The sequence below is a fragment of the bacterium genome (genome assembly GCA_028820935.1).
Taxonomy (GTDB): domain Bacteria; phylum Actinomycetota; class Acidimicrobiia; order Spongiisociales; family Spongiisociaceae; genus Spongiisocius.
The window spans coordinates 66,586-87,271 of sequence record JAPPHZ010000030.1; the positions used below are offsets into that span (position 1 = coordinate 66,586).

At 67.8% G+C, this 20,686-nt stretch carries 16 protein-coding genes and 2 pseudogenes; 16 read left to right on the plus strand and 2 right to left on the minus strand.

The genetic code is table 11. The features are described from left to right. Positions 1 to 219: 219 nt before the first annotated feature. Positions 220 to 633 (minus strand): annotated as a pseudogene (locus tag OXM57_08005) (3-dehydroquinate dehydratase). Positions 634 to 770: 137 nt separating this feature from the next. Between OXM57_08005 and OXM57_08010 the strand changes: the two are divergent. Continuing rightward, positions 771 to 1,844 (plus strand): Gfo/Idh/MocA family oxidoreductase, encoded by a 1,074-nt coding sequence (locus OXM57_08010; GenBank protein ID MDE0352623.1) that lies wholly within the window; start codon positions 771 to 773, stop codon positions 1,842 to 1,844. A gap of 160 nt (positions 1,845 to 2,004) precedes the next feature. Then, a complete protein-coding gene (locus tag OXM57_08015) occupies positions 2,005 to 3,888 on the plus strand; it encodes an ABC transporter ATP-binding protein (protein ID MDE0352624.1) in 1,884 nt (627 codons plus the stop codon). Positions 3,889 to 4,174: 286 nt separating this feature from the next. Here OXM57_08015 and OXM57_08020 read toward each other — a convergent pair whose 3' ends face one another. Continuing rightward, positions 4,175 to 4,516 carry a hypothetical protein gene (locus OXM57_08020; protein MDE0352625.1) on the minus strand — a complete coding sequence of 114 codons (342 nt, stop codon included), beginning with the start codon at positions 4,514 to 4,516 and terminating at the stop codon, positions 4,175 to 4,177. 200 nt (positions 4,517 to 4,716) lie between these two features. On the opposite strand from OXM57_08020, the gene OXM57_08025 reads away from it, so the two are divergent. The 14 genes and pseudogenes from OXM57_08025 to OXM57_08090 all read left to right on the plus strand — a co-directional run bounded on the left by OXM57_08025 (position 4,717) and on the right by OXM57_08090 (position 20,678). Further along, entirely contained in the window at positions 4,717 to 5,136 is a 420-nt protein-coding gene (locus OXM57_08025) for an NADH-quinone oxidoreductase subunit A (protein MDE0352626.1), read from the plus strand. Then, positions 5,136 to 5,600: pseudogene (locus OXM57_08030) on the plus strand (NADH-quinone oxidoreductase subunit B). Before OXM57_08025 ends, OXM57_08030 begins: the two are co-directional and overlap by 1 nt. A 5-nt stretch (positions 5,601 to 5,605) precedes the next feature. After that, a complete protein-coding gene (locus OXM57_08035; GenBank protein ID MDE0352627.1) occupies positions 5,606 to 6,115 on the plus strand; it encodes an NADH-quinone oxidoreductase subunit C in 510 nt (169 codons plus the stop codon). Continuing rightward, positions 6,115 to 7,470, plus strand: coding sequence for an NADH dehydrogenase (quinone) subunit D (gene nuoD / locus OXM57_08040; protein ID MDE0352628.1), 1,356 nt, complete (start codon positions 6,115 to 6,117; stop codon positions 7,468 to 7,470). The genes OXM57_08035 and nuoD overlap by 1 nt, the downstream gene beginning before the upstream one ends. Before the next feature lie 6 nt (positions 7,471 to 7,476). After that, positions 7,477 to 9,492: an NADH-quinone oxidoreductase subunit NuoF gene (gene nuoF, locus OXM57_08045; protein MDE0352629.1), complete on the plus strand. Its 2,016-nt coding sequence runs from the start codon at positions 7,477 to 7,479 to the stop codon at positions 9,490 to 9,492. Next, a complete protein-coding gene (gene nuoG / locus OXM57_08050; protein MDE0352630.1) occupies positions 9,489 to 11,924 on the plus strand; it encodes an NADH-quinone oxidoreductase subunit NuoG in 2,436 nt (811 codons plus the stop codon). Before nuoF ends, nuoG begins: the two co-directional genes overlap by 4 nt. Then, positions 11,924 to 13,009, plus strand: a complete 1,086-nt coding sequence (gene nuoH / locus OXM57_08055; protein ID MDE0352631.1) for an NADH-quinone oxidoreductase subunit NuoH — start codon at positions 11,924 to 11,926, stop codon at positions 13,007 to 13,009. Before nuoG ends, nuoH begins: the two co-directional genes overlap by 1 nt. A gap of 31 nt (positions 13,010 to 13,040) precedes the next feature. Continuing rightward, the gene (nuoI, locus tag OXM57_08060; protein ID MDE0352632.1) at positions 13,041 to 13,673 is read left to right on the plus strand and encodes an NADH-quinone oxidoreductase subunit NuoI; all 633 of its coding nucleotides are present in this window, start codon (positions 13,041 to 13,043) and stop codon (positions 13,671 to 13,673) included. Then, positions 13,673 to 14,269 (plus strand): NADH-quinone oxidoreductase subunit J, encoded by a 597-nt coding sequence (locus OXM57_08065; GenBank protein MDE0352633.1) that lies wholly within the window; start codon positions 13,673 to 13,675, stop codon positions 14,267 to 14,269. The genes nuoI and OXM57_08065 overlap by 1 nt, the downstream gene beginning before the upstream one ends. Further along, complete coding sequence (nuoK, locus tag OXM57_08070) at positions 14,266 to 14,571, plus strand: NADH-quinone oxidoreductase subunit NuoK (GenBank protein ID MDE0352634.1); 306 nt, start codon at positions 14,266 to 14,268, stop codon at positions 14,569 to 14,571. Before OXM57_08065 ends, nuoK begins: the two co-directional genes overlap by 4 nt. Positions 14,572 to 14,602: 31 nt before the next feature. Beyond that, the gene (gene nuoL / locus OXM57_08075) at positions 14,603 to 16,546 is read left to right on the plus strand and encodes an NADH-quinone oxidoreductase subunit L (protein ID MDE0352635.1); all 1,944 of its coding nucleotides are present in this window, start codon (positions 14,603 to 14,605) and stop codon (positions 16,544 to 16,546) included. A gap of 1 nt (position 16,547) precedes the next feature. Beyond that, on the plus strand, positions 16,548 to 18,092 hold the full coding sequence (locus tag OXM57_08080) for an NADH-quinone oxidoreductase subunit M (GenBank protein ID MDE0352636.1): 1,545 nt from the start codon (positions 16,548 to 16,550) through the stop codon (positions 18,090 to 18,092). Continuing rightward, entirely contained in the window at positions 18,089 to 19,531 is a 1,443-nt protein-coding gene (locus tag OXM57_08085) for an NADH-quinone oxidoreductase subunit N (protein MDE0352637.1), read from the plus strand. The genes OXM57_08080 and OXM57_08085 overlap by 4 nt, the downstream gene beginning before the upstream one ends. Before the next feature lie 10 nt (positions 19,532 to 19,541). After that, complete coding sequence (locus OXM57_08090) at positions 19,542 to 20,678, plus strand: polymer-forming cytoskeletal protein (GenBank protein MDE0352638.1); 1,137 nt, start codon at positions 19,542 to 19,544, stop codon at positions 20,676 to 20,678. Positions 20,679 to 20,686: the final 8 nt, after the last annotated feature.

The window sequence follows — 20,686 nt, forward strand, 5'->3', positions numbered from 1 at the left end:
CCGTCGGTACTCGAGATTCCAGGTGGCCGTGCCCCTAGCGGCCAGGTCGACCGCGGCCCCGTCCATCAGATCACGGGTGTAGGGGTCCATCCACCCGCCACCGTGGACGAGGACCGCCACCGGGTGGGGTCCGGGAGCATCGGGGAGCCGGAGATCCGCCACCTGGTCGGGGTGCGGTCCGTAGGGCAGCGTGACAGGTGGATGGGCCGCCCGGTAGTGAAGGTGGGAGATGGCGTCCAGGTAGCCGGTGACGCCCCGGCCGAAGATCTGGTATACGCAGGCCGGCTCGGTCACCGAGATGCGCCGCCACGGCTCGCGCTCCCGAACGTTGGAGATATGGATCTCGACGGTGGGGATCCCGACCGCCTCTATGGCGTCATGGAGGGCATAGCTGGTGTGGGAGTACGCGCCGGGGTTGAACACGATCCCGCCCGCGGTCTCCCTGGCGGCGTGGATGGCGTCGATCAACTCTCCCTCGTGATTGGACTGGAAGTCGTCGAGCCGGTGACCCAGCCGGGCCGCGTGTGCGTGGCACCGCTCGGTGACGTCGGCGAGGGTGTCCGAGCCGTAGACCTCCGGGGCGCGCCTGCCCAGGAGGTTGAGGTTGGGGCCGTTCAGCAAGAGGATTCGCATGGTTACCAGAGCGTAGGCGGGCCGGCCGGCCAGTTGGGCTGATTAGTTCCCCCTACGCCACCAACCGGGTGATCACCGCACCATCCGGCCGACCCGGAGCGGTCCGACCCGGCCGGTACACTCGGCCTGGGAGGGCGATGGCGGTGAGAGAGGGCAACATAGGCTTCGGTCTGGTCGGGACCGGCATGTCGGGTGGGTTCATGGCCAAGGAGCTCGACTTCGTCGACGGCGGCGAGCTGGTCGCGGTGTGCAGCCGGAACGAATCCAACGTTCGGGAGTTTGCCCGAACCCACGGTGCCGGACACTGGTTCACCGATTACCGGCGGCTGGTGGAACACGATGAGGTCGATGTGGTGGTCGTATCGGTCCCCACCGGCCTGCACGCCGACGTGACGATCGCCGCTTCTAACGCCGGGAAGCATGCCCTGGTGGAAAAGCCTCTTGAAACCACCCTGGATAGGGCTGATCGGATGATCGGCGTCTGCCGGGCGAACGGCACCAAGCTGGGGGTGATCTTCCAGATGCGCTTCGGTGTGGTGGCCCGCACTCTCAAGGAGGCGGTTGACTCGGGTCGTCTGGGGCGGGTGTTCCTGAGCGATGCGGTTGACAAGTCGAGCCGGACGGCTGCCTATTACGCCTCTGCAGCCTGGCGGGGAACGAAGGCGCTCGAGGGCGGGGGTTGCCTGATGACCCAGTCCATCCACATCATCGACCTGCTGCAGTACCTGATGGGACCGGTACGGTCGGTCATGGGACGGGTGGCTACCCAGTTTCACGACATCGAGGTGGAGGACACCGCCACTGCGGTGGTCAGCTTCACCAACGGCGCCATGGGGATCCTCGAGAGCACCTCCTCGGTCCGAACCGCCCTCAAGTCCCGGCTCGAGCTGCACGGAGAACTGGGCACCGTGGTCGCCAACGCCCAGTACGACAAGTTCCTTGTGTGGGATGTGGAGGATGACGAGGGTCGGGTGGAGTTGGCCACGGATTTCGCGTTGACCGACATCGACGATCCGTGGGCCTACCCGCAGACTCGCCACCGGATCCAGCTCCAGGACATGGTCGACGCCGTCCGCGAGGATCGTGATCCGGTGCTCACCGGTGAGGACGCCCGGGTGTCGCTGGCCATCATCTCGGCCATCTACGACTCCTCCCGGCAGGGCAGGGAGGTCTTCCTGGACTCCTACCGGCCGGGGAACGCCGCCCCCTGAAATCCGCGTAGGTCGTACCGGATCGCTCACCTCGAGCCGGCATCGAGTTCGGGGAGTGCGTAAGGGGCGCGTTCCGCTAGGTCGGCGTCGCCCTTAAGATCGACGTGTACAGCAGGAGGTCCCGATCTTTCACGACTTCGGTGGGGGATGGTGGTCGTACGTGCGCCATGACCGGGACCAGCGCGGTCCGGAGATCGATCGGGCGCTGCTACGACGGGTGTTCGCCTACGGCAAGCCCTACCGGATGCTGCTCGTGGGCGTCCTGGTCACCATCCTCGTGGTATCGGGCCTCACGGTGGTGCCGCCGCTCCTGATCCGGGACCTCGTCGACAACGCCATCCCGGCCGCCGATGTGGGGCGGCTGACCTTCCTGGGCGTGGCCATGGTGGTGGTGCCGCTCATCAGCGTGTCGGTGGGCGCTCTCCAGCGCTGGATGAGCGCCACGGCCGGGGAGGGGATCATCTACGACCTGCGGCGGGCCCTGTACACCCACCTACAGGGCATGTCGCTGCGGTTCTTCACCGAGACCAAGACCGGTGAGCTGGTATCCCGCCTCGACAACGACGTGGTCGGCGCCCAGACCGCCATCACCGGCACCTTCGTCACCATCGTCTCGAACGTGGTCTCCGTGGTGGCCATCCTGGCGGTGATGATCCAGGCGGAGTGGCGCCTCACCCTCCTGGCGGTGGCGGCACTGCCGCTGTTCGTCTATCCGGCCCGCCGGGTCGGGCAGGTGCTGCGCTCCATCACCCGGCGCCAGATGCGGCACAACGGAGCGATGGCGGCCATCCTCAACGAGACCTTCAACGTGAGCGGGGCCCTGCTGGTCAAACTGTTCGGGCGCCGTAACGAGGAGATGGCCCGCTTCTCCACCGAGGCGGGGATGGTCCGCGACCTCGGCGTCCGGTCCGCGGTGGTGGGGAGATGGTTCTTCGCCGCTCTCGGGCTGGTGGGCGCCATCGGTACGGCCGCCGTGTTCTGGGTAGGCGGCTACCTGGTCATCCAGGGCTCTATGAGCCTGGGGACTGTCATCATGTTCTCGAGCCTCCTGGTGCAGCTGTACGGGCCGCTGTCGGCCATGTCCAACGCCCGGGTGGAGTTCGCCACCTCCCTGGTCTCGTTCGAGCGCGTCTTCGAGGTGCTTGACCTCCGCCAGGAGATAGTGGAGCGTCTGAACTCCACCGACCTCCGCCCCGTGAGCGGGACGGTGGAGTTTGACGGGGTGTACTTCCGGTACCGGCAGGCGGAACCGACCGGGTTGACGGCCGTAGCCAGACCCGGCCGGCCGGACGAGCCTCCCCCGTCCCCGCAGCCTCCGTCCCGACGCTGGGCGCTGGAGGATGCAGACTTCCGGATCGAGGCCGGTGAGGTGGCGGCCCTCGTCGGGCCGTCGGGGGCGGGAAAGACCACCGTGAGCTACCTCATCCCCCGGCTGTACGACGTGAGCAGGGGAGCGGTGCGGATCGACGGGGTGGACGTCCGGGACGCTACAACCGAGTCGCTCGAGCGCTCCGTGGGCGTGGTCACCCAGGAGACCTTCCTGTTTCACGACACGATCGCGGCCAACCTGCGGTATGCCAATCCGGACGCCACGCAGGAAGAGCTGGTGGCCGCAGCCCGCGCCGCCAACATCCACGACTTCGTCGCCGGCTTGCCGGATGGTTACGAGACGGTCGTGGGGGAGCGCGGCTACCGCCTCTCGGGTGGGGAGAAGCAACGGATCGCCCTGGCGAGGGTGATCCTCGAGGACCCGCGCATCCTCATCCTCGATGAAGCCACCGCCCACCTCGACTCGGAGTCCGAGGCCCTCATCCAGGAGGCCCTGGAACGGGTGATGGTGGGGCGCACCTCGCTCGTCATCGCTCACCGCCTGTCGACGATCCAGGCCGCCGACCGGATCCTGGTGCTCGACGGGGGTCGCCTGGTCGAGCAGGGCACCCACGAGGTCCTGCTGGAGACGGACGGCCTGTACGCCCGGATGTACCGCACCCAGTTCCGCAGGAAGGACTCGAGGAGGGTGCTGAAAGAGACGGCGGTTGGTTAGCCTGCGATGCCGTGAACAGGGGCTTTATGACCGGATATCGGGCTAACCGGACACTTTTCAGTACCCTCCGAGCCCCGATTATTCATGGTGGGGGTCTGTCCGGATGACGAGAATGGAGCCTTCGTACTCCTGGCCTTGGGTTACACCCATCTGATGGCCCCCGTCTTCCAGTCGGTGCGGAATCAACCGCAGGGTGAGGTGTGGCCGCTTGCGAATTATGTGGGTTGAAGTGGCCTGATCCGCGTTGGTGTGCTGGGAACAGGAATAATCAGGGCTAGCGAGCGGGTCAGGCCCCCAGCATTCGAGACACCACGGGGAAACGGTGGGCGAGAAGCAGGACCGAGCCGTCCTGGCACACCCACAGGTGCTCGTTGGCCCTGAACCAACGGTGGGGAGGCAGCGCGTCCATGGTTGATCGTTCGGAGGGGTTGGCGGGCCGGAAAGCCATGACCTCACCGGCCGGGGCGCCGATCGCCTCCACCCGGCCGACCAGGCGGTAGTCGGCGAACAGCGCCGCCATACCCCCGAAGGAGTCCCGGTTGCGGAAGGTGACGGTCCTGCATTCCTCGCAGGCGACGACCGCCACGCCGCCGCGGATCACCGGGGTGGTTTCATGGGTCCGGCACATCAACACCATCGTGCCACGAGCCTGTGACAGAACCCGGTATTTCGCCCCGCGTCCCCATGTCGCCGGCCCCACCGGCGGGCATCGGCTGCCACCGCGTCCTCATCTCGGGTTGTCCGCCTTCCGCTCGCCCGGGACATGGCGGCCCCGTTTTGGCGATCATCGCGCCCGTTCGTAGGATTGGCTTCTCGCGGAGAGGTGGCGTGGAGCTTTCCGATTATCTCCCCATAGCGGTCATGCTGGTGCTGGCCACATTGTTCGCCGGCGTATCAATGATCGTTTCCTACCTCATCTCGTACAAGCGTCCCACCGCCGAGAAGCTGGAGCCCTACGAGTGCGGCATCGTTACCGAGGCCGAGCCGATCCAGCGCTTCCCGGTCAAGTTCTACCTGGTCGCCATCCTCTTCGTCATTTTCGATGTGGAGATCATCTTCCTGTTCGCCTGGGCGTCGGTGTTCGGGACGCTGGGCTGGGGTGGGGTCGCCGCTATCGCCATCTTCACCCTGCTGATCGTCGAGACCCTCGGCTACGTGTGGAAGCGCGGCGCCCTGGACTGGAACGTGTCGCGGCGCGCCCGGTACCGATCGGCCGTGGATGCTCCGGTCGGCGAGCCGGTGGCCTGATGGCTCATTTGACCTCTCCTCCGCAGCTCCTGACCACCACGCTGGGGAAGGCCATGCGGTGGTCTCAGCAGCAGTCGATGTGGCCCGCCACCTTCGGCCTGGCCTGTTGCGCCATCGAGATGATGGCCACCGGCACGGCCCACAACGACCTGGCCCGGTTCGGCATGGAGGTGTTCCGGGCCTCTCCCCGCCAGGCCGACCTGATGGTGGTGGCCGGTCGGGTGTCCCAGAAGATGGCTCCGGTCCTCCGTCAGGTGTACGACCAGATGGCGGATCCCAAATGGGTGATCTCGATGGGCGCCTGCGCCTCGACCGGTGGCATGTTCAACAACTACGCACTGGTTCAGGGCGTCGATCAGATCGTCCCGGTCGACGTTTACGTGCCGGGATGCCCGCCGGGCCCGCAGTCGCTGATGCACGGGATACTTACCCTTCAGGACAAGGTGGTGTCGGGGGAGTTGGCTCGTTGATGTCCGGCGACAGCTCGCCCGGTCCCGCAGCCGGCGCCGACGAGGTGCTGGCGAGCCTCAGCGAAGCGGTTCCCTCTGCCGAGGCCGGCCACTCGCTGGGTGATCATGTCGTCCGCGTCCCGGCCGAGGATCTGGCCAGGCTGGCCGGGGCGGCCCGCGCCCAGGGCTTCGAGATGTGTTCGGACATCACCGTCGTGGACTACCTGGGCAAGCGGAGGGTTCGGTTCGAGGTGGTGGTCAACCTTGTGTCAGTGCAGCACAACCGCCGTCTCCGCATACTGGTGCCGGTCCCGGAAGGCGATCCCGAGGTGCCGTCGCTGGTTCCGGTCTATCCCGGCGCCAACTTCCTGGAGCGCGAGGCGTACGACATGTTCGGCATCCGCTTCGCCGGCCATCCCGATCTCACCCGCATCCTGATGCCCGACGACTGGATGGGCCATCCCCTCCGCCGTGATTTCGAGGTGGGCGCCGTCCCGGTCCAGTTCAAAGCCTCGCCCCGGGTGACATGATGGCTGAGCCGACCGCCACCACCGACATCTGGGTGTCCGGCACCGAAGCCCCCGAGGTCTCGGAGTGGATGGTGGCCGGGACCGACGAGGGTGCTCAGGAGATGGAGCGCGATGAGACGGTCGAGAGGAGCGTCGAGCAGCGGGGCTCCCGCGTCGTTGACGACTGGGTGGTCGACGACACCGTTGACGACGACGAGCGGATGATCGTCAACATGGGACCCCAGCACCCTTCCACCCACGGGGTGCTGAGGCTCAATATCGAACTGGAAGGCGAGATCGTTCGCAGGGTCAAGCCGATAATCGGCTACCTCCATACCGGTATGGAGAAGACCGCCGAGACCCTGACCTTCCTCCAGGGCGGCACCAACGTCACCCGCATGGACTATCTGGCGCCCCTCCACAACGAGCTCTGCTACTCGCTGGCGACAGAGAAACTCCTGGGCGTGGAGATCCCGCCGCGCGCCCAGGCCATCCGGATCCTGATGACCGAGCTCAACCGGGTGTCCTCACACCTGGTCGCCACCGCCACCAACGGGATGGACATCGGAGCGCTGTCGATGATGATGTACGGCTTCCGGGAACGGGAGCTGATTCTGGCCTTCTTCGAGAAGACCACCGGTCTGCGGATGAACCACAACTACATCCGTCCGGGCGGCGTGGCGGCCGACCTGCCGGACGGGTGGGAGGAGGACGTGGCCGAGATCCTCGAGCGGATCCCGGTGGCCATCCGGGACTACGAGGATCTCCTGAAGGAGAATCCCATCTGGACGGGCCGGACCCGGGGAATCGGGATCATCACCGCGGACGAGTGCCTGGCCTACGGCGTCACCGGCCCGACCCTGCGGGCGGCGGGAGTGCCGTGGGACCTGCGCAAGGCCCAGCCCTACTCGGGCATCGAAGCGTACGAATTCGACGTGGTGACCGGGAGCCGGGGGGATGTCTACGACCGCTACCGGGTCCGGATCGGTGAGATACACCAGTCGCTGCGCATCGTCGAGCAGGCGGCCGCCACCATGCCCCGCGGTGACTACAAGACGGACGACCGCAAAGTGTCGCCCCCTCCCAGGGAGCGTATCGACGAGTCGATGGAGGCTCTCATCCATCACTTCAAGATCTACACCGAAGGGTTCAAGGTCCCCGCAGGAGAGACCTATGCGGCCATCGAGGCGCCGAGAGGGGAGTTGGGCTGCTACCTGGTGTCCGACGGGAGCGGCGCGCCGCTGCGAATGCACACCCGGGCGCCCTCCTTCTCCAACCTCCAGGCGCTTCCGATCATGATGGCGGACTCGTTGGTGGCCGACACGGTGGCGTGCATAGCGTCGCTGGATCCGGTGATGGGCGATGTGGATCGGTAGGCGGAGATGACGTACGCCTGGTCGGACGCGGCCGAGGAACGGGCCCGGCAGATCATTGCCGGCTACCCCCGGCCCCGTTCCGCGATCATGCCCCTTCTCTACATCGCCATGAAGGAGGATCTGGACCGGGGCGCGGACCGGCTCACCGAGGACGGCATGCGCCGGGTGGCGGACCTGGTGGGTGTCACCCCCGCCCAGGTGGTGGCGGTGGCCAGCTTCTACACGATGTATAAGCGGGACCGGGTCGGCAAGTACCTGGTGTCGGTGTGCACGTCCCTCTCGTGCTGGCTCGACGGCGCCGACGAGGTGCTCCACGCGGTCGAGTCCGAGGCCGGGGTTCCGTCCGGCCACACCGACCCCGACGGAGCGATCACCCCCGAGCACGTGGAGTGCATCGGCGCCTGCGGAGGGTCGCCCGCGCTCCAGGTCAATTACGAGTTCGTGGAGGGGGTCACGCCCGCCAAGGCAAGGGAGATGGTCCGTTGGCTCCGCACCGAGGAGCCCGATGCGGCGACCGGTGACGAACTCCAGGCCAGGTTCGGCGGGCGGACCGCGTTCCCGTGGGCCATTCCCGAGCCGGCTGGCGCCGCCGGACCCGTTCCGGCCTGCGCGTCGCTGGGGACGGCGGTTGAATCCAACGGCCACGTCCCGGAGCTGGACACGTCCAAGACCGTGGGGAACGGCGATCTCCCGATGATCCTCACCGACCGGATGAACCATCACCCGGCTAACAGCCACGCCCTGGCCACCTACGAGGCAACCGGGGGTTACTCCGCGCTCCGCATGGTGTTCGGCGACCCGGGCATGACCCCGGCCGAGATCACGAATGACATCAAGGCCTCCATGTTGCGGGGCCGTGGCGGGGCCGGGTTCCCGGCCGGTGTCAAGTGGGGCTTCCTGGCGCCGGCGCGCCCGTCCTACCTGGTGGTCAACGCCGACGAGTCGGAGCCGGGCACCTTCAAGGACCGCCAGCTCATGGAGCGTGATCCGCACCAGATGATCGAGGGCATCATCATCTCGTCCTACGCGACCGAGGTGAACCACGCTTTCGTATACGTCCGGGGCGAGTATCCGAAGGCGACCCGGCGTGTCGAGGCCGCGGTCGAGGAGGCCTACCGGGCCGGGTACCTCGGTCGGGACATCCTCGGATCGGGTTACGACCTCGACCTGACCGTCCATCTGGGCGCCGGCGCCTACATCTGCGGGGAGGAGACCGCCCTGCTCAACAGCCTCGAGGGCAGGCGGGGCGAGCCGCGGATCAAGCCGCCCTACTTCCCTGCCGCCAAGGGGCTCTACATGATGCCCACCATCGTGAACAACGTGGAAACCCTGTCCAACGTTCCCTGGATCATCACGGCGGGCGGCGCCGCCTATGCCGCCATCGGCCCCGAAGGCTCGCCCGGCAAGCGGATGTGCTCCATCTCCGGCCACGTCAACCGTCCGGGCAACTACGAGATCGTGGAGGGTCTGACCTGGCGGGAGCTGATCTTCGACCTGGCGGGAGGCATCCGCAACGGGAACCGGCTCAAGGCCTGGGTGCCGGGCGGGGCCTCCGCGCCCTGGTTCGTCCCCGAGCTCCACCTCGACACCGAGGTGACCAAGGAGGCGATCGACGGGCACGGATCGATGACCGGCTCCGGAGCGGTCATCGTGATGGACCACACCACCGACATGGTGGCGGCCGCCGAACGCCTGGTGCGGTTCTTCGCCCACGAGTCCTGCGGGCAGTGCACCCCGTGCCGCGAGGGGACCGTCTGGATCGACCTGATCCTGCGGCGCATCATGGACCGCCAGGGCCGCCCGGTGGACGCCGATCTCTTGCTGGACGTGTCCGACAACATCTCGCCCGGGCTCCGGTGGCCCCCCGCCATGACCACCATATGCCCGCTCGGACCCTCGGCCGTCTCGCCGGTGGTGTCGCTCCTCGAGCATTTTCGAGACGAGGTGGACAGCTACCTGGAGCAGGCCGAACTGCTGGCGCAGGCCAACCTGGTGCCCGTGTCGATCGGCGGCGCGAGATGAGCGGGGACGACCGGGCGATGGTCGGCCTGACGATCGACGGTATGGAGGTGGAGGCGCCCGCCGGAGAGTTGCTGATCAAGGCGGCCGAGGACAACGGCGTCTACATCCCGCGCTTCTGCTGGCACCCGCGGATGAACCCGGTGGGAATGTGCCGGATGTGCCTGGTCGAGATCGAGACCCCGCGCGGCAGGATCCTCGTCCCCTCCTGCGTGCAGCCGGTCAACGACGGGATGGTGGCGCACACCGAGTCGGCCCCCGCCAAGAAGGCGCAGGAAGGCGTGCTCGAGTTCCTCCTGGCCAACCATCCTCTGGACTGCCCGGTGTGCGACAAGGGCGGTGAGTGCCCGCTCCAGGACCAGACCATGTCCTACGGCCCCGGAGAGAGCCGCTTCGTGGAGGAGAAGCGCCACTTCGCCAAGCCGGTGCCGATCAGCGACCTGGTCCTGCTCGACCGGGAGCGCTGCATCCTGTGCGCCCGCTGCACCAGGTTCTCGGACGAGATCTCGGGGGATCCGCTGATCGAGTTCCAGGGCCGGAGCGGCCACACCCAGGTGCTGACCTTCCCGGACGAGCCGTTCAATTCCTATTTCTCGGGCAACACCGTGCAGATCTGCCCGGTAGGCGCGCTGACGGCCGTTCCCTACCGCTTCCGGGCTCGACCCTGGGATCTCGACATCGGCGAGAGCACCGGGACCATGCACACCGAGGGCGCCGGCATCTCGGTGCACGTTTCCCAGAACCGCGTGCTCCGCTTCCTGGGTCTCGACATCGGCGCCACCAACCAGGGATGGTTGTCCGACAAGGAACGGTTCGGATTCGAGTTCATCGCTTCTCCCGAGCGGCTCCGCACCCCGCTCATCAAGGATGGGGACGGATTCAGGGAGGCAGGGTGGGGTGAAGCCCTGGACCTGGTGGCGGAGCGGCTCCTGGCGGCGCTCACGACCGGTGGCGGGGCATCGGTGGCGGCCCTGGGAGGGGCTCGGGGCACCAACGAGGACGCCTACGCGCTGTCCAAGTTCATGCGGGTGGCGGTGGGATCCAACCACCTCGACGCCGGGCTCGGCGACGGTCTCCCCGCCCGGTTCCTCACCGGATTGGCGGGTCGCGGACGGATCGACGACCTCGAGACCGCTCGCACCATCCTTCTGTGGGGTCCAGACCTCAAGGAGACCCACCCCATCCTCTACCTGCGGGTCAGGCGAGCCGCCCAGGAGTTGGGAGCCACGCTGATCGTGGTCCATCCCCGCCGGACCGGGCTTGACGACCGGGCCGACCACAAGTTGACCTACCGGCCGGGGGAGGGTGCGCAGATCCTGGAGCGGCTGAAGGCCGGGGCCGGGGAGCTCCAGGCCGTGCGGGATGCGCTGGGCCGGGGTCCCCTGGTAGCGCTGGTGGGACGTCCCGGACTGGCCGAGGATCCCCGCCTGGCCGAGTCGGTCGCGGCCTTCGCCCGGTCCCTCGGCGCGTCCCTGCTCCCGCTCGTCCACCGGGGCAACACATTCGGAGCGTTCGACATGGGCGTGGCGCCCGACCTGCTCCCGGGCCGCCTGCCGATCGAGGGCGCGGCGGGGCGCTTGGTTGACGCCTGGGGAGCGATTCCTGCGGGCCCCGGCCTCGACGCCGTCGGGATCGCCGCCGCCTGCAGCGCGGGCGAGATCGAGGTGCTCCTCCTGTACGGCGCCGATCCGGTCCGCGACCTGGTGGGCTTCGACGGATCCGCCGCCCTGTCGGGAGCGGGCTTCGTGGTGGCGATGGACCTCTTCCTCACCGATTCATCCCGCCGGGCCGATGTGGTGTTCCCCGCTCTGGGATTCGGGGAGAAGAAGGGCGCGGTGACCAACCTGGAGGGCCGCGTCCAGATTGTGAACCGGCTGGTGCCGGGTCCCGGGCAGGCCCGGGCCGACTGGTCGGTCCTGGACGATCTGGCAGATCGCCTGGGCCGCCCGCTCAACCTGGGATCGGAGCGGGATATCGCCGACGAGATCTCCCGGCTGGCGCCTGCCTACGCCGGCATTACCTGGGACCACCTCGAATGGGATGCCCGGGAGGGCGAGGTTGCCCCGATCGACCCCGCTGACCAGCCCTTCGTCCACGAGCCGCGCCACCAGGATCTCAACGGCAGGGTCGAAGGCCACACCCTCCACCTGGCCCGTACCCTCTATGACGACGGCGTGCTGCTCCGGCACTGCCCCTCCCTGGCGCCGCTGGCGCCGGGTGCGGGCGCCTACATAACCCCGGCCCATGCCGCCTCGCTGGCTGTGGCGGAGGGCGATGAGGTGGTGGTCCGGGTGGGGCGCCGGACGGTGCGGTTGCCGGCGCGGATCGATCAGAGCCTGGCGGAGGGCTCGGTCTACATTCCGTTCAACCAGCCCGGTACGGGAGTCGTGGACAACTCGCTCGACGTCAGCGTCTCCGTAGGGGAGCCGTCCTGATGGACTGGATCGATCTGGGTCTGGTGGCGCTGCGGGTGGTGGTGATCTTCGGGCTGCTCCAGGTCGTGACCATCCTGCTGATCTGGTTCGAGCGCAAGGTGGTGGCCGACATGCAGAACCGGATCGGGCCCGACCGGGCCGGTCCGTTCGGGATACTCCAGACCGTTGCGGACGGCTTGAAGCTGTTCTTCAAGGAGCAGGTGACGCCCCGCAAGGTCGAACTCGGCCTCTACCTGGCGGCACCGATGCTGGCTGCCGTTCCCGCCTTCCTGATGTTCATGGTGGTGCCCTTCGGCCGTCCCGTCCGGATCACCCTGGGCGGCGAGGAGCGGCTGATCCCCGTACAGGGCGCCGACCTCAACGTCGGCCTGCTCTACGTGCTGGCCATGTCGTCGGTGGCCGTCTACGCGGTGGTGCTGGCCGGCTGGTCCTCGGGTTCCAAGTACCCGTTGCTCGGCGGGGTGCGGGCCACCGCTCAGGCCATCTCCTACGAGGCCGCCATGGGCCTGTCGCTGGTGCCGGTGGTGCTCTTCACCGGATCTCTCAGCCTCTCCGAGATCGTGGCCGCCCAGGCGGGAAGCCTGACCTTCTTCGGCAGGGCGCTCAGCCTCCCGGCCTGGAACGTGATCGTTCTCGCCCCATCCTTCATCATCTTCTTCATCGCCGCGGTGGCCGAGACCAACCGGGCCCCCTTCGACCTGGTCGAGGCGGAGCAGGAGATCGTGGGCGGGTTCCACACGGAGTACTCCGGGTTGCGCTTCGCGCTGTTCTTCCTGGCCGAGTACATCAACATCTTCACCATGTCGGGCCTGGCCGTGACCCTGTTCCTGGGAGGCTGGGCCGGGCCCACCTGGGACGGCTCGGTGCCGCTGCTGGTGAGCGCCATCCTCCCGACCGTCTGGTTCTTCTTGAAGGTGGTGGTGTTCCTGTTCATTTTCGTATGGCTGCGGGCCACGCTCCCGCGCCTCCGTTACGACCAGCTGATGACCCTCGGCTGGAAACGGCTCATACCGGCCTCGCTGGTGTGGCTGTTCTTCATCGGGGGAGCGATGGCTGTCCGACAGTTCGGGCTTCCATGGGGGTGATATGGGACCGGTAGAGGCTTTCCTGCGAGGAATGGCGGTGACCGGCCGCCAGTTCATCGCCACCATCACCGGCCGGGGTCTGGTGACCACCCAGTACCCGAAGGTGATGCGGGAGAAACCGCAGCGCTTCCACGGCCGGCACGTCCTCAACCGCTACGAGGACGGCATGGAGAAGTGCATCGGTTGCGAGCTGTGCGCCGGGGCCTGTCCGGCCCGCTGCATCTACGTCCGGGGAGCCGACAACCCGCCGGATGACCCTGTGAGTCCCGGCGAGCGCTACGGGTTCGTGTACGAGATCAACATGCTGCGCTGCATCTTCTGCGGCCTGTGCGTCGAGGCCTGCCCCACCGAGGCCATCACCCACACCCAGCTGTTCGAGATGTCGACCACCAACCGGAGCGACGCCATCTACACCAAGACCGAGCTGCTGGTGGACGAAGACGGCCAACCCAACCACATGTTCGACACGGACCGGTTCGCCGACTTCGGCGAGTTGGCCAAGGCGGACGGATGGCTGCGGGCCACGGCGCCCCAGGGCCGGGCTTCGTACGAGGGCCGGGTGGCCTGGTCGGGATCGGCGGGAGTGGGTATCCGCCCGCCGGAGCGTGGCCAGTCCGAGCTTTCCGACGAGGACCGTGCGGACTCAGAGGACGCTGACGGCTGATGGTGGAGCTGGTCATCTTCGCGCTCATGGGGGTAGTGGCCCTGGCAGGCGCCATCGGTGTGGTCCGGGCTCGCAACCCCGTTTACGGGGCGATGGGCCTCATGGCCACCCTCTTCACCCTGGCGGTCTTCTACGTGGTCCACCTGGCGCACTTCGTGGCGGTGGTGCAGGTGATCGTGTACGCCGGAGCGGTCATCACCCTGTTCCTCTTCGTGATCATGTTCGTGGGCGTGGACCGGGCCGAGGATCTCACCGAGAAGCTGGCGGTGCAACGACCGGTGGCGCTGATCGTCCTGGTGGGGGTGGTGGTGGCGGCCGGCGCGCTGGTGGTCACCGGCCGCTTCGACTGGGTCGTCACCTCCGGCGAGCCCCAGCTGGTGCGGGGGACCATCGAGGAGATCGGCGAGAACCTCATCTCGGTCGGTCCGCCGTCCGGTCGCGAAGCTTCGAGGTGGCTGCTGCCGTTCGAGGCCACGTCGCTGTTGCTTATCGTCGCGGCCGTGGGGGCGATCGCGCTGGCCTTCTACCGCCCGCGACGCAAGGACGAGGCATCCGGCAGCCGGGACGCCGGCCCCGGGTCAGGATCGGGTCCATGATCGTCACCGCCGGCTGGTATATGACGCTCGCCGCCGTCCTGTTCCTCATCGGGGCGGGCGGGCTGCTGCTCCGCAACAACGCCCTCGTCATGTTCATGTCCGTGGAGTTGATGCTCAACGCCGTCAACCTGACCTTCGTGGCGGCGGCCCGCGCCCACGGTGACATCGGGGGGCAGATGGCGGTGCTGTTCGTGCTGGTGGTGGCGGCGGCCGAGGTGGCGGTCGGCCTGGCCATCATCGTGTCGATCTTCCGATCCCGCCGGACCGCGTCGGTGGACGAGCTCTCGGAGCTCTCAGGATGACCCGCGCCCGCGAGGCGGGTGGGCCGGCGGGTTGCTCCCGGCCTCCGGCGCGGCGGTCGGTGCGGGCGGCGCCGTGACCGGCTACCTCTGGATCGTCATCGCCCTGCCGCTGGCCGGCGCCCTGTTCAACCATTTCTTGGGACGCCGGATCGGGGAGCCCCGGGCGGCCGGCCCGGCCATCCTGGCGGTGCTCGGATCCTTCGCCTACGCGGCCGTGGCGGCCCGCGACTTCTTCATCTCGGCCGATGCCTCCGAAGATGCGGTGGCGGTGGTGCACCTGTTCGACTGGATACCGGGCCTGGGCGCCAGGGCCGAGCTGCTGTGGGACCCCCTCTCGGCCACCATGACCCTGGTCGTCACCGGCGTGGGCGCCTTGATCCACATCTATTCGGTGGGGTACATGCACGGCGACCCGAGGTTCGGCCGCTTCTTCACCTACCTGAACCTGTTCATCGCCTCGATGCTGATCCTGGTGCTGGCCAACAACTTCGCCCTCCTGTTCGTGGGCTGGGAGTTGGTGGGCCTCTGCTCCTACCTCCTGATCTCCTTCTGGTACACCCGTCCCTCCGCCGCCGCGGCCGGCAAGAAGGCGTTCGTGGTGAACCGGATCGGGGACTTCGGGTTCATGGTGGCCCTGATGATCATCTTCCTCTCGTTCGGCACCCTTTCCTACACGGAGGTACTCCACGACCCCGGAATGGTGATCGGCGCCGGCACCGCCACCGCCATCGGCCTGCTGCTGCTGGTGGGGGCGGCCGGTAAGTCGGCCCAGCTACCCCTGCACGTCTGGCTGCCCGACGCCATGGAGGGCCCCACTCCGGTGTCGGCCCTGATCCATGCCGCCACCATGGTCACGGCGGGTGTCTACATGGTGGCGCGCTGCGCGGCCATCTTCGGACTGTCGGACGTGGCCGGTGGGGTAGTGGCCACGGTCGGGGCGCTCACGGCGCTGATGGCCGCCACCATCGCCATCGCCCAGCGCGACATCAAGCGGGTGCTGGCCTTCTCGACCATCAGCCAGTTGGGCTACATGTTCATGGCGGTCGGCGTGGCAGGTTACGTGGCGGGCCTGTTCCACCTCGTAACCCACGCGGTCTTCAAGGCACTGCTGTTCCTCGGGGCCGGATCGGTAATCCATGCCATGGCAGGCCGGCAGGACATGAACAGGATGGGTGGCCTGCGCAGGAAGCTGCCGCTTACCCACGCCACCATGCTGATCGCCACCCTGTCGATAGCTGGTATCCCGCCGCTGGCCGGGTTCTGGTCGAAGGACGAGATCCTGGCGGTGATGTTCTATAAGGGTGGGTACTTCACCGTGCTGTGGGCGGTGGGCCTGGTGACCGCCCTTCTGACCGCCTTCTACATGGCCCGCCAGTATTTCATGGTCTTCTCCGGCGAGGGTCGCTGGGACGCCGGGGCGGACCCGCACGAGTCGCCCCGCGTGATGACCATCCCGCTGGTGATCCTGGGCGCCCTGACGCTGGTGATCGGTTTCGTCAACACCCCGTTCCGGCTGAGTTTCGAGCACTTCCTGGATCCGGTGTTCCACTCCGTACCGGTGGCCCACGCCCCCGGGGACGGTTTCCTGCTGGCCGCGCTGGCGCTGGTCTCGGTGGCCGCCGGTCTGGTGGGCATCCTCATCGCCTACCTGGTCTACGGGCGGGCCACAGACGAGGTCCGGGAGCGCCTGCTGGGCAGGGTGCGCCGGCCTCTCATGGCGTGGGAGCACGGCTACTGGATCGATGACGTGTACGGGAACCTGATCGTCAAGCCGGGATCGCGGATCGCCGAATGGAGCGCGGGCGTCCTGGACCAGCGCGCCATCGACGGGCTGGTCAACGGGGTGGGGGTCGCGGTGCGCCGGCTCGGGGCCCGGCTCCGGCCCCTCCAGTCGGGGTTCGTGCGCACCTACGGCTCGCTGCTGGCGGCGGGCGCGCTGGTGGTGGTCGGCTGGATCGTTGTGAGGGGCATCTGACATGACCGGGTTCTCCGCCCTCACCGCCCTCATCCTGGTGCCGGTGGTCGGCGCCGTGGTCGTGATGCTGGTCCCGGAGCGCCGCCGGGAGCTGGTGCGGCCCCTGGGGGTGGTGCTCAGCATGTTGCCTGTCCCGCTCGCCGGCGGGCTGTTCCTGGCCTTCGAACGGGGCGAGGCGGGATTCCAGTTCGTCGAGCGGGCCGTATGGATCGAACGCCTCGGCGTCGGCTGGCACCTGGGGGTGGACGGCATCTCGCTACTGCTGGTCCTGCTGACCACGGTGCTGGTCCCGGTGGCCCTGGCCGCGTCCGGCGGGATAGATCACCGGGTCCGGCTGTTCGTCGCCATGAACCTGCTGCTGGAGGCCGGCCTCATCGGAGTGTTCCTGTCGCTCGACCTGTTCCTCTTCTTCGTGTTCTTCGAGGCGATCCTGATCCCGATGGCCTTCATCATCGGCATCTGGGGGAGCGAGAACCGCATCTACGCGGCGGTCAAGTTCTTCCTCTACACGGCGCTGGGCTCGGCCCTGATGCTGGCGGGCATAATCGCTCTGGCGCTCATCCACCGGGAGCAGGTGGGCGAGATCAGCTTCTCGTATCTCGGAATGCTGGACCTCGATCTCGGTCTCAATACCCAGCGGTGGTTGTTCGGGGCATTCGTGGTCGCCTTCGCCATCAAGGTCCCGGTGTTCCCGCTCCATACCTGGCTGCCCGATGCCCACGTGGAGGCGCCCACCGCCGGATCGGTGCTGCTGGCCGGAGTCCTGCTGAAGCTCGGCACCTACGGGATCCTCCGGTTCAACCTGCCGCTGTTCCCCGAAGCCACCCTCGACTTCGTGCCCCTCTTGGCCACCCTGGCGGTGGTGGGGGTGATCTACGGGGCTGTCGTGGCCATCGTCCAGCCCGATCTGAAGAAGCTGGTGGCCTACTCCTCGGTCAGCCACCTGGGCTTCATAGTCCTCGGGACCTTCGCCCTCACCTCCCAGAGCCTGGAGGGAAGCGTGGTCCAGATGATCAACCACGGTCTCACGACAGGCGCCCTGTTCCTCCTGGTCGGGATCCTCTACGAGCGTCGCCACACCAAGGCCATAGCCGACTTCGGGGGTCTGGCCTCGTCGATGCCCGTCTTCGCGGGCCTGTTCCTGTTCATCGCCTTCGCCTCGATCGGGCTGCCGGGTCTGAACGGCTTCGTGGGAGAGTTCCTGATTCTCGTCGGGAGCTACCCGACCCTGCCCGTGTACACGGTGCTGGCCGCCACCGGTGTCATCCTGGCGGCCGTCTACCTGCTGTGGGCGTACGAGCGGGTCTTCACCGGCGAGATCACCGCTCCGGCCAACCGCCAGGTCTCGGACCTGTCCATCGGGGAGACACTGGTCTTCGTACCGCTGGTGGCGCTCATCATCGTGCTGGGCGTCTACCCGAAGGTGGCGCTGGACGTGATCGGTCCGTCCACGGACGCCGTCCTGGAGCGGGTTGAGGCCACCACCGGGTACACGGCGCCCGAACCGGGCGGTGATCACGTCGTGGCGTCGGGGAGCGGCGAATGAGCGGCGTCTCCTACCTGGCGATAGCGCCGGAGATCATCCTCACCGCGGGGGCGGTGGTGGTGCTGATGGTGGACGTGTTCGCCCGACCCTCGGCCCGGGTGCACGGGTGGCTGGTCTCGGCGACCTACGCGCTGGTTGCGATTTCGATCGGGTTCCAGTGGCACCGCATCGGCATCGACGGGGCAGGCGTGTCCTTCGGGGGAACACTCGTTCTGAACTACTTGGCGGTGACGGTAAGGGCCATCCTGCTGGTGGTGGCGGTGCTGGGTACGGCCGCGGCCTGGCGGATGCTGGTCGGGCTCCGCCGCCGCGCCGCAGAGGGGATCGCCCTCGTCATGGTGGCGACCGTCGGATTCATGCTGATGGGCGCCTCGGCCGACCTGGTGATGACCTTCGTGGCGCTGGAGGTGGGTTCCATCGCCCTCTACGTGCTGGCCGGAATCGTCCGTAGCTCCCCGGCCGGGGACGAGGCGGCCATGAAGTACTTCCTGCTGGGTGCGTTCGCCTCCGCCATATTCATCTATGGCGGAGCACTGGTCTACGCGGCCACGGGCAGCACCAACCTCCGCGAGATAGCAGCCTTCCTGTCGGCGGTTCACCTGGCCCGTCCGGCGGTGCTCCTCATCGGGATCGGCCTCATGGTGGTCGGCCTGGGTTTCAAGGTCACTGCGGCGCCGTTCCATTCCTGGGCGCCGGATGTCTACCAGGGAGCTCCGGCGGGAGTGGTGGGGTTCATGGCGGCCGCGGCCAAGGTCGGAGGATTCGCCGCTCTGATCAACATCCTGACCGGGGGTTTCGAACGCTACTCGGGGGCATGGGGGGATGGCCTGGCGCTGGTGGCGGCGGTATCCGTGGTCCTGGGCACCCTGCTCGCCATCCAGCAGTCCGACGTGCGACGCATGCTGGCCTATTCCGGAGTGGCCCATGCTGGTTTCATCCTGACCGGGCTGGCGGCGGGACTGGTGGCCGGCCCCGGCGTCCTGTTCTACCTGGCTACCTACTCGGTGATGCTGGTGGGAGCGTTCGCGGCGGTTACGGCGGTCAGCGGCCAGGCCGCTACCGGCAGTACCTTCGAGGAGTACCGGGGTCTGGCCAGGCGGTCGCCGGTGGTTGCGGCGGTTCTGGCCACCCTGATGATCGCCATGTCCGGCATGCCCCTCACCACCGGGTTCATCGGCAAGTTCCAGGTGTTCACGTCCGCTTGGGACGGCGGGTACGAATGGCTGGTGATCACCGGCCTGCTGGCGTCGGTGGCGGCCTTCTTCTTCTACCTGCGGCTGGTGGTGGTGATGTACTTCCGTGGGGACGAGGGCGAGGGAGCGACTCTCGTCGTGGCCCGGAGCATCCGGTGGGTGCTGGTCGCATCGGCGGGCGTATCAGTAGTGCTAGGGGTCTTCCCCGGCCCCCTGCTTGACGTCTTGAACCGGGTCGGTGCCTAGGCATCTGGCTGTGAGGCTGTTCGGGCTGGGCGTGGCGGCCCTGCTCCTGACTGCAGCCGGCGCCCCCGAGGCCCTCCAGACGGTCGGCGGGGACATCTACATCGTCCCGGAGAATGAGGTGGTGGGGGAGACCTTGTACGTCTCGGCCTCGGTGGTCCGGGTCCACGGGACCATCGAGGGCGACCTGGTGGTCCTGGCCACCAGCCGCTTCCACGTCACGGGCTCGGTCAAGGGGGACGTGGTCGGTTTTGCCCGGGCGGCTTCGATCGAGGGCACGGTGGAGGGCTCGGTCCGGCTGGCCGGTGTCGACCTCGAGGTTTCCGGCAAGGTGGGAGGGGAGGTGGCCGTCCTGGCCCGGGACGCGGTGCTGGGGGGCGAGATCGGTGGCGATGCGCTCGTCTGGGCGATACGGTTGCTGACCGACGGAGGGCTGGGCCGTGACCTGGGCGGCCGTACCCTCCACGCCACGATCGACGGTCGGGTGGGCCGGGACGTGGAGATGACCATCGACCACCTCAGGGTCGGGCCGGGCGCCGTGGTGGGCGGAGACCTGGGCTATCGAAGCGCCGACGATGCCGAGATCGATCCCGGAGCGACCATCGGGGGCACCCTGGTGCGCCGGGCGCCCCTGTCGCCGGACATCTGGTTACGGGCGGGACGCCTCCTGGGAGGTCTGGTGGTCTTCCTGCTGTTCATGGCCATGGGGTTGCTGGCGATCCGTTTCCGGCCGGGATGGCTCCATGCCTGCGTCGAGCGCGTGCGCAGGCGCCCCGCCGGGATCGTGGTCCGGGGGGTGGTGGCCCTCTTGATCCTGACCCTGCCGGTGACCGTCCCCGCCCTGGCCATCTGGGCCGGGCCGCCCCGAGTGGTGATGGCTGCCGTGATTGCGGGTCTGGTGTGCCTCATTCCGGCGTTCCTGGCGTTCCTGCTCGCGTTCATCTCGGGGTCGGTGCCGGTGATCGTGTGGGCGTGGGGTCTGGTGACCAGGTTCCGGATGGGACCGTACGGGTCTTTCGTGGCGGCCGCGCTGGTGTTCGTGATCCTCCTTCAGGTTCCGTATGTGGGAGGTGTCCTGGCGACGGTGCTGCCGGTCCTCGCCCTCGGTGTCGCCTTCCGCCACATCCCACAGCGGTGGCGGCGTGTCTAGGCTGTCCC

Bases quoted from the DNA above. Each gene is read 5' to 3' on its own strand.
- OXM57_08080 (MDE0352636.1), top strand. From the start codon at position 16,548: ATGACCGGGTTCTCCGCCCTCACCGCCCTCATCCTGGTGCCGGTGGTC.
- OXM57_08020 (MDE0352625.1), bottom strand. From the start codon at position 4,516: ATGTGCCGGACCCATGAAACCACCCCGGTGATCCGCGGCGGCGTGGCG.
- OXM57_08065 (MDE0352633.1), top strand. From the start codon at position 13,673: ATGGTGGAGCTGGTCATCTTCGCGCTCATGGGGGTAGTGGCCCTGGCA.
- OXM57_08085 (MDE0352637.1), top strand. From the start codon at position 18,089: ATGAGCGGCGTCTCCTACCTGGCGATAGCGCCGGAGATCATCCTCACC.
- nuoI (MDE0352632.1), top strand. From the start codon at position 13,041: ATGGCGGTGACCGGCCGCCAGTTCATCGCCACCATCACCGGCCGGGGT.
- OXM57_08010 (MDE0352623.1), top strand. From the start codon at position 771: ATGGCGGTGAGAGAGGGCAACATAGGCTTCGGTCTGGTCGGGACCGGC.
- nuoG (MDE0352630.1), top strand. From the start codon at position 9,489: ATGAGCGGGGACGACCGGGCGATGGTCGGCCTGACGATCGACGGTATG.
- OXM57_08035 (MDE0352627.1), top strand. From the start codon at position 5,606: ATGTCCGGCGACAGCTCGCCCGGTCCCGCAGCCGGCGCCGACGAGGTG.
- nuoD (MDE0352628.1), top strand. From the start codon at position 6,115: ATGGCTGAGCCGACCGCCACCACCGACATCTGGGTGTCCGGCACCGAA.
- nuoF (MDE0352629.1), top strand. From the start codon at position 7,477: ATGACGTACGCCTGGTCGGACGCGGCCGAGGAACGGGCCCGGCAGATC.
- nuoH (MDE0352631.1), top strand. From the start codon at position 11,924: ATGGACTGGATCGATCTGGGTCTGGTGGCGCTGCGGGTGGTGGTGATC.
- nuoK (MDE0352634.1), top strand. From the start codon at position 14,266: ATGATCGTCACCGCCGGCTGGTATATGACGCTCGCCGCCGTCCTGTTC.